Source organism: Coprobacter sp. (genome assembly GCF_982436375.1).
Genome location: NZ_CEWDCG010000279.1, coordinates 1 through 2915, shown reverse-complemented (window position 1 = coordinate 2915; position 2915 = coordinate 1). Strand labels below are relative to the sequence as shown.

Annotated in this window: 3 protein-coding genes; 1 reads left to right on the top strand and 2 read right to left on the bottom strand. The window is 36.9% G+C overall.

All coding sequences use genetic code 11. The features are described from left to right. The first annotated feature begins 3 nt into the window (after positions 1-3). On the top strand, positions 4-147 hold the full coding sequence (locus tag AC1WHX_RS11600) for a DUF308 domain-containing protein (protein ID WP_481229414.1): 144 nt from the start codon (positions 4-6) through the stop codon (positions 145-147). Positions 148-297: 150 nt separating this feature from the next. On the opposite strand, the gene AC1WHX_RS11595 is transcribed toward AC1WHX_RS11600, so the two are convergent. Further along, entirely contained in the window at positions 298-804 is a 507-nt protein-coding gene (locus tag AC1WHX_RS11595) for a C40 family peptidase (protein WP_122337547.1), read from the bottom strand. Between the two features lie 74 nt (positions 805-878). Then, positions 879-2894 (bottom strand): transcription termination factor Rho, encoded by a 2016-nt coding sequence (rho, locus tag AC1WHX_RS11590; protein WP_022390142.1) that lies wholly within the window; start codon positions 2892-2894, stop codon positions 879-881. Positions 2895-2915: the final 21 nt, after the last annotated feature.

Genomic DNA, 2915 nt, shown 5'->3' with positions numbered 1-2915 from the left:
TATATCACCCCTATATTAATTCTTATTGCCGGAATTATAACCGTCTTGAATCCTTTCGAAACTCAAGATGCGATCTTGATCATGTTCGGTATATGTGCAATTATTTATGGTATAACGGAACTAGTCAATTACTATAAACTTAAATAATTTAAAGGACATAATAAACTTGCGAAACTGTAAGAGCCTTTCTAAATTTCAAAACTGACCTGATAATATTTTTTGTCGGAAAATTCATACGACTGGCTCTAAGTACGAAAACAGATTAAAAAAATAATGTCTATCTTTTGAAGATAGACATTATTTTTTTAATCTTCCTCCACCTTTCCAGTTATCGGCATAATAAGACTCTTTCAAGTGACTAATCACAACACCTTTAGATGTTGAAGAGTGAATAAAATATCCATTTTTCAAATAAATGCCAACATGATTTATCTTTTGTTTTTTTCCTGTAGAGAAAAAGACCAAATCACCTTCTTTCAAGTGCTTCTTAGAAATATGAGTACAATTTTTATAAATATTTTCGGATGATCGATCTAACAAGATACCATAAACCGTACGATAAATAATACAAGTAAGACCAGAACAATCAACCCCTGAACGCGTATTTCCACCATATTTATACGGTGTTCCTATCCACGAAGCCGCTTCTTTGTATAGTGGAATAAAATCATTCCTATTAAGTTCTACCCCCAACGATTTGAACATAGAAAAATCGGAAGTAGTTGTCGTCCGGTTTATTGTATGGCAACTACTCAATAAAATCATAGACAACACAATAAAATATGAATATTTTTTTCTCATCATGCTCAAAGATATAAAAAATGACCTGTGAAAAACAAACAACACAGGTCATTTCTCATTTTTTTACAGAAAGGACATTAGTCATTCATAGACAATAATAATTCTTCATTAGAAGATGTCTTTTCCATTCTGTCCTTAATGAATTCCATTGCTTCTATAGAATTCATATCCGACAAATATTTTCTTAATATCCACATCCTATTCAATGTATCTTTATCGAGAAGCAAATCATCTCTACGAGTACTCGAAGCTGTAATATCGACAGCAGGGAAAATCCGCTTATTAGAGAGCTTACGATCTAACTGTAACTCCATATTCCCTGTCCCTTTAAACTCTTCAAAAATCACATCATCCATTTTAGAGCCGGTATCGGTAAGAGCTGTCGCTATAATCGTGAGGCTTCCCCCGTTCTCTATGTTACGAGCTGCTCCGAAAAATCTTTTCGGCTTATGTAGCGCATTTGCATCCACACCACCAGAGAGAACTTTCCCGGACGCAGGAGAGACCGTATTATAAGCACGAGCGAGACGAGTAATAGAGTCTAAAAGAATAACGACATCATGGCCACACTCTACCATCCGTTTCGCTTTTTCTAAAACTATACTAGCGACTTTTACATGTCTCTCAGCCGGTTCATCAAATGTCGATGATATTACTTCTGCTTTTACACTACGAGCCATATCGGTCACTTCTTCAGGACGTTCATCGATCAACAGTATAATCATAAATACTTCCGGATGATTTTCGGCAATAGCATTGGCAATGTCTTTCAGAAGCATGGTCTTTCCTGTTTTCGGCTGAGCGACAATTAGCCCGCGTTGTCCCTTACCTATCGGAGAGAACATATCTACGACTCTTGCTGAAATATCATTTGCACGACCGGTGGTCAGCTTAAATTTTTCTTCAGGGAACAAAGGTGTCAAATGGTCAAACGGTACTCGATCTCGAACATATTCCGGAGTACGTCCATTAATTTTTTCTACTTTAACCAGTGGAAAATATTTTTCTCCTTCTTTCGGTGGGCGAATTGGTCCTTCTACCACATCTCCTGTTTTCAGGCCAAAAAGCTTAATTTGGGATTGAGAAACATATATATCATCGGGAGATGTCAAATAATTATAATCAGAAGAGCGCAAAAAACCGTAGCCGTCGGGCATCATTTCAAGAACTCCGTTTCCTGTAAGTATACCTTCAAATTCATAGGGCTTTTCTGCAACCTTAGTTTCGTTATTAACACGTTCTGGCTGCTGCACAGTTTGCTGTATGTCTTTACTCTGATTATTTAAATTATTATTTGAGTAGCGTTGTTGTTGATTGCGCGGTACAAAACGTTGCCGTTCGCTTCGAGGGAAAAATGTTTCCAAATGAGTTTCGGATTGCACCGGCAGAGGCATCTCATACTGAATTTTTTCTTTTACCGGAACTTCTGCTGCCGGTTTGTCTGTAAGTTTTGAAATTTCAGAAGCAGATTCTTTTTTCTCATCTTTCAAAACATTTTCTTGCTGTTGCTCGGATGTCTCTTTCTTAAAAACTTTTCGTGCCTTAGGTTTCTCAATACTTTCCGTTTCAGCAGTTTTCTCTATAACTGCGACTTCATCATTTTCGGGGACAGGCAGTTCCACCTGCTCTTTCAAAGCCGGATGTGAAAATTTCGCTTTTTTCGTTTTGAGAGGTTCAGGTTCTTTTTGTATTGTTTCTTCTACTGCAATTGGCTCTGAAATATCCGACTTATTATTTTCGACAGTAGACTCAACTGTTTTCTCAGCTTTTGGCTTACGTCCTTTCGTCGTCTTTTTTTCTACGATAGGTTCTTGTTCGGCAGAGACCGTTACCGGTACAATCGTTTCTGTCTCTGTTTCTTTGACAGGGGTTTTAGACTTTGCAGCCTTAGTTGTTGACTTTTTTTTCTTCGCAGCATTTGTTTCTGCTTGAGCCGCAACTTTTTTACCTGCTATATCAATTGCTTGCTGATCTAATATCTTATATACTAAATCATCTTTTTCAGAAGCATCAATTTTTTTTATACCCATTTCTTGGGCTATTACTTTCAAGTCTTCCAAAGACTTATCTTTTAGTTCCAGAATGTTATACATGAATCTATATTGGTGTGATAG